The following is a 5477-nucleotide window of genomic DNA, read 5'->3' as shown; positions in this document are numbered from 1 at the left end:
CGCCGAGCAGTACCTGATGGTCCCCGCCCACGCCGCCCGCCTCGAGGCGGTCCGGGCCGGGGTGATCGGCACGCCGACGCAGGTGCAGGTGTCGTCCACCCACATGTACCACGCGATCTCGATCATGCGCGGTCACCTTGGCGTCGGCGCCGAGCCGGCGACCATCCGCGCGATGCGCACCACCGCGCCACTGGTCGACCCGCTCACCCGCGACGGCTGGACCGGCGACGACGACCCCCGGCCGGCCGGCACCATCATCGCGGTGGCCGACTGGGGCGACGGGCGGTCGGGCGTCTACGACTTCACCGACAACCAGTGGCACAACCAGTTGCGCTTCCGGCGGCTGCTGGTCCGCGGCACGCACGGCGAGCTGCGCGACGACGAGGTCGTGCGGCTGCTCGGCCCGCGGACCATCGCACGCACCCCGATCGTGCGCCGGCAGATCGGATACGACCTCGACCTGGACGGGTACGAGACCGACCACTTCACGCTGGGCGACCGGGTGCTGTTCCGGAACCCGTTCCCGAGGCGGCGCTTCAACGACGAGGAGATCGCGATCGCCACCCTGCTGACCCGGACGGCGGCCTGGGTCCGCGGTGACGGCCCTCCCCCGTACCCCCTGGCCGAGGGTTTGCAGGACCATCACCTGGCGCTGGCCGTGGAGGAGGCCGCGGACACCGGTCGCACGGTGGTGACGTCCCGCGAGGATTGGGCTCAGAACTGACGCATCGCCGTTCCCCAGCCCGGCCGACGCCAGGGCTACCTCTAGGTTCGAGTGGTGATCGCTTCTGGGCACCTCGACGTCGGCGACGGGCACTCCATCTACTGGGAGGAGTGGGGCAACCCGGACGGCGTACCCGTGGTCTGCCTGCACGGCGGGCCCGGCGCCGCCTTCAACGACTCGCACAAGGCGCTTTTCGACCCGGCCGTGCACCGCGTGCTCTTCCACGACCAGCGCGGCTGCGGGCGCAGCACGCCGTTCGCCGCGCTGGAGCACAACACCACCGCCGACCTGGTCGGCGACATCGACTCTCTGATGACGCACCGCGGGTTCGAAACCGCGCACGTGGCCGGCGGGTCGTGGGGCTCGACGCTGAGCCTGTTCTTCGCGCTGGCGCACCCGCAGCGGGTGCGCAGCCTGGTGCTGTGGGCGGTCTGGCTGACCCGGCGCGAGGAGAACGACTGGGTGGCGGCCGGCGGCCCGCGCCGGCACTTCCCGCGCGAGTGGGAACGGTTCCTGTCGCTCGTACCCGAGGCGTCCCGGGGCAGCGGGCCCGCGATCACCTCGTACTACGCCGACCGGATCGCCGCCGGCGACCTGCGCCACGCGCAGGAGTGGACGCTCTGGGAGCTGACGCTCTGCTCGCTGGACCACGACGGCGCCAGGCTGGAGCGCGAGGTCGCCGAGGATCCCAACACGCTGGCCGCCGCGGCCATCGAGACGCACTTCCTCCGCAACGGCTGCTTCGTTCCCGACAACCACATCCTCGACTCGGTCGGCGCCCTGCGGGACATCCCGTGCCACGTCGTGCAGGGCCGCTTCGACATGTGCACGCCGCCGGTCTCCGCCTACGACCTGGCCGCCGCCTACGGCCCGGCGCTCAGCCTGCGGGTCGTCAACGCCGGGCATCTGCGCACCGAACCCGCGCTCAAGGCCGGCCTGATCGAGGTCTTGACGGAGCTTGGCTAATGGCAGTAGCTTATTGGCTATGGAACTTAAGACCGACCTCGGCACCCTCGCCTACGACGACACCGGCAGCGGCCCGCTGGTCGTCTGCCTGCCCGGCATGGGCGACAACCGCGCCACGTACCGCCACCTGACGCCGCTGCTGGTCGCGGCCGGCCGGCGGGTCGTCACGATGGACCCGCGCGGTCAGGGCGCCTCGTCGGCGGCGTGGCCGTCGTATGCACCCGCCGACACGGGCGCCGACGTGCTCGCGCTGATCAAGCACCTCGACGCGGGTCCGGCCACGCTGGTGGTCAACTCGTTCACCGGCGCGTCCGCGGTCTGGGCCGCGGCGCAGGATCCGTCGGCGTTCTCCGGGATCGTGCTGATCGGGCCGTTCGCCCGGGTGATGCCGCGGCCCAACGCCGCGCTGCGCCTGGTGATGAAGGCGCTCGGGCGGTCCCGGCCGCTCTGGCTCGCGTACTGGTCGACCCTGTTCAAGGGCGGCCGGCCGGCCGACTTCGCCGCCGCGCAGAAGCAGCTCTCCCGGCAGCTCGCCGAGCCGGGCCGGATGGCCGCCCTGCGGGCGCAGTTCGCCGCGGACGTCGCGCCCTGCGAGCAGCGTTTCGACCAGGTGTCGGTCCCGGCCCGAGTCGTGATGGGTACGCGTGACCCGGACTTCCCCGACCCGGCGGCCGAGGCGCGCCTGATCGCCGGCCGGTTGAGCGGCGACGTGGTGATGATCGACGGCGCCGGTCACTACCCGCAGGCGGAGTTGCCGGCGGAAACGGCACGAGCCGTTCTCGGCTTGTCCACAGGGCCCGGCCGCTCCCCCGGCGAGGTCTCTACTATCGCGGGGTGACTTCTCCCAAGGACGTGCTCAACGATGTCTTCGGCTATGCGGACTTCCGGGGTCCGCAGCAGGAGATCATCGAGCACGTCGTGGAGGGCGGCGACGCGCTGGTGCTGATGCCCACCGGTGGCGGGAAGTCGTTGTGCTACCAGATCCCGGCGCTGGTCCGTGACGGCGTCGGCGTGGTGATCTCGCCGCTGATCGCCCTGATGCAGGACCAGGTCGACGCCCTGCGCACGCTCGGCGTGCGGGCCGGCTTCCTCAACTCCACGCAGGACTATTCGTCCCGCCAGCTCGTCGAGCAGGAGTTCCTCGGCGGCGAGCTCGACCTGCTCTACGTGGCGCCCGAGGGGCTGAGCGTGCCGGCCACGCAGCGGCTGCTCGACCGGGGCAAGATCGCGGTGTTCGCGATCGACGAGGCGCACTGCGTCTCCCAGTGGGGGCACGACTTCCGGCCCGACTATCTCGGCCTGTCGATGCTGCACGAGCGGTGGCCCGACGTGCCGCGGATCGCGCTGACCGCGACCGCCACGACCGCCACCCGTGACGAGATCGCCCGCCGGTTGCAGCTGGGCTCGGCGCGTCACTTCACCGCCAGCTTCGACCGGCCCAACATCCAGTACCGCATCGTGGCGAAGAACGAGCCACGCCGGCAGCTGCTGTCGTTCCTGAAAGCGGAGCACGCGGGCGACTCGGGCATCGTCTACTGCCTGTCGCGGGCCTCGGTGGAGAAGACCGCGGTGTTCCTGGCCGAGAACGGCATCCCGGCCCTGCCCTATCACGCCGGGCTCTCCGGGGTGGAACGCGCGGCGAACCAGTCGCGGTTCCTGCGCGAGGAGGGGCTCGTCATGGTCGCGACGATCGCCTTCGGGATGGGCATCGACAAGCCCGACGTGCGGTTCGTGGCGCACCTCGACCTGCCCAAGTCGGTGGAGGGCTACTACCAGGAGACCGGGCGGGCCGGGCGCGACGGGCTGCCGTCGACGGCCTGGCTGGCGTACGGGCTGGCCGACGTGGTGCAGCAGCGGAAGATGATCGAGAGCTCGGACGGCGACCTGGCGCACCGGCGCAACGCGGCCGCGCACCTCGAGGCGATGCTCGCCCTCTGCGAGACGGTCACCTGCCGGCGTGCCCAGCTGCTCGCGTATTTCGCGCAGAACGACTTCCTCGACACCGGCTGCGGAAACTGCGACACGTGCATCAATCCGCCGGAGTCGTGGGACGGCACCGTGCCCGCGCAGAAATTCTTGTCCACGGTGCTCCGGCTGCAGCGCGAGCGGGGCCAGAAGTTCGGCGCGGGACAGTCGATCGACATCCTGCTGGGCAAGGAGACCGACAAGGTCCGCCAGTCCAGACATCACGAGTTGTCGGTGTTCGGCGTCGGGTCGGATCTGAGCGAGTCCGAGTGGCGCGGCGTGGTCCGCCAGCTGCTCGCCTCCGGCCTGCTCGCGGTGGAGGGCGACTACGGCACGCTGGTGCTGACCGACGAGAGCGCATCGGTGCTGCGGGGCGAGCGCCGGGTGATGATGCGGCGGGAGGCCAAACGGGTCAAGCCCGCGCGCACCACGCGCTCGGCGACGCCGGTGGTTGCGCTCGACGCCGCCGACGAGCCGCTGTTCGAGAGGCTGCGGGCCTGGCGGGCCTCGGTCGCCAAGGAGCAGAAGCTGCCCGCGTACGTGATCTTCCACGACGCCACGCTCCGGGCGATCGCGGCGAGCCGGCCCACCACGCTGGACGAGCTCGGCAAGATCAGCGGCGTGGGCCAGGGCAAGCTGGCGAAATTCGGCGAGCAGGTGTTAGCGCAGCTCGAGTAGCGGGTGGGTGACCACGTCGCGCCAGCGCTCGCGGTGGCCCGGGGTGTGCAGGCGGTAGTAGATGGTCTCGCGGCGCTCGTCGCCCTCGTGGCCGCCGATGTTGTGCGCGAGCAGGTAATGCGCGAAGAGCACGCTGCCGGCGGCGCCGGTCACCTGGGTCGGCTCACCCAGGTCGATCTTGGGGTAGGGGCCCGGGTTCATCTCGTCGACCCGGACGAGTGCGTCGGCGCCACGGTCCGCCAGATAGGCGCCGAACCGCAGGTGCGTGCCCGGCCAGACCCAGAGGTTGCCGCGGTCGGTCTCCGATTGGTCGGTCAGCCAGACGCCGGCCAGCAGCGAGAACGTGCCGGGCCGGCCGTCGGGCGCCATCGGGGTCAGCCCGTCGACGTGCGGGCCGCCCGGGCGGTGCGAGAACGGCGGCAGAGTGACGGCGACCTGGGCCGCGTCCGGCTCCTCCGGCGTCTGCGTCAGCACCCGGCCGGCGAGCCCGGCCAGATCGATGTCGCGATAGAAGTCACGCAGCCGCCCATCGGCGTCGAACCGCGGCCACAGGAAGTACGGGCCGGTCCGGTCCGCCGGCGGCGGGTCCTCGGCGAGCATGTCGGCGACGATGCGCCGGCCGGCGGCGATCTGCCCGGCGGTCAGCACACTGGGGACGACGGTGTATCCGTCTGCGCGAATGTCTGGCACGTCTCCATATTCCTGGCCGCCGCAACGGATTTTGGGTCCATCGTCACGGCGCGTGACGGCCGGCGCGGATTTAGCGTCGAGGCATGAAGATCGTTCTAACCGGGGGCACCGGGTACATCGGGTCGGTTCTGCTCGCGCGTCTCGTCGCCGACGGGCACGAGGTGACCGCGCTGGTGCGTTCGTCCGACTCCGCGGACAAGGTCGCGGCCGCCGGCGCCACGCCCGCGGTCGGGGACCTGTACGACGCGGAGTGGGTCGCCGCGCAGTTCACCGGCGCCGACGGCGTGATCCACACCGCCGCGGCCGACGACGGCACCAGCGAGCAGATGGACCGGGCGGTGAGCGCCGCCGCCGTCCGGGCGCTGGCCGGCACGGGCCGCCCGTACGTTCACACCGGCGGCATCTGGACCTACGGCGACAACGCCGACATCACCGAGGACTCCCCCGCAGCACC

5 protein-coding genes and 1 pseudogene are annotated in these 5477 nt (G+C 71.7%); 5 read left to right on the top strand and 1 reads right to left on the bottom strand.

Annotated elements, in window-relative coordinates; translation table 11 throughout:
• From AB0M20_RS24985 to recQ, 4 genes and pseudogenes are all read left to right on the top strand, one after another.
• Nucleotides 1-724, top strand: a pseudogene (locus AB0M20_RS24985) (gfo/Idh/MocA family oxidoreductase); the annotation flags it as partial.
• A 54-nt stretch (nucleotides 725-778) separates the two neighbouring features.
• Entirely contained in the window at nucleotides 779-1690 is a 912-nt protein-coding gene (pip, locus tag AB0M20_RS24980) for a prolyl aminopeptidase (RefSeq protein ID WP_364302050.1), read from the top strand.
• A gap of 19 nt (nucleotides 1691-1709) precedes the next feature.
• On the top strand, nucleotides 1710-2528 hold the full coding sequence (locus AB0M20_RS24975) for an alpha/beta hydrolase (RefSeq protein WP_364302048.1): 819 nt from the start codon (nucleotides 1710-1712) through the stop codon (nucleotides 2526-2528).
• The gene (gene recQ, locus AB0M20_RS24970; RefSeq protein WP_364302045.1) at nucleotides 2525-4333 is read left to right on the top strand and encodes a DNA helicase RecQ; all 1809 of its coding nucleotides are present in this window, start codon (nucleotides 2525-2527) and stop codon (nucleotides 4331-4333) included. The genes AB0M20_RS24975 and recQ overlap by 4 nt, the downstream gene beginning before the upstream one ends.
• Here the strand turns inward: recQ and AB0M20_RS24965 are convergent.
• Entirely contained in the window at nucleotides 4316-5023 is a 708-nt protein-coding gene (locus AB0M20_RS24965) for a phytanoyl-CoA dioxygenase family protein (protein ID WP_364302042.1), read from the bottom strand. The two genes, recQ and AB0M20_RS24965, sit on opposite strands and share 18 nt — an antisense overlap.
• Nucleotides 5024-5106: 83 nt before the next feature.
• Between AB0M20_RS24965 and AB0M20_RS24960 the strand changes: the two genes are divergently transcribed.
• Nucleotides 5107-5477 (top strand): NAD(P)H-binding protein (locus tag AB0M20_RS24960; protein ID WP_364302040.1); only part of this gene is annotated, 371 nt, incomplete at its 3' end.

This window comes from Actinoplanes sp. NPDC051633 (assembly GCF_040681735.1).
Lineage (GTDB): Bacteria > Actinomycetota > Actinomycetes > Mycobacteriales > Micromonosporaceae > Actinoplanes.
This window is presented reverse-complemented; position numbering and strand designations above follow the sequence as displayed.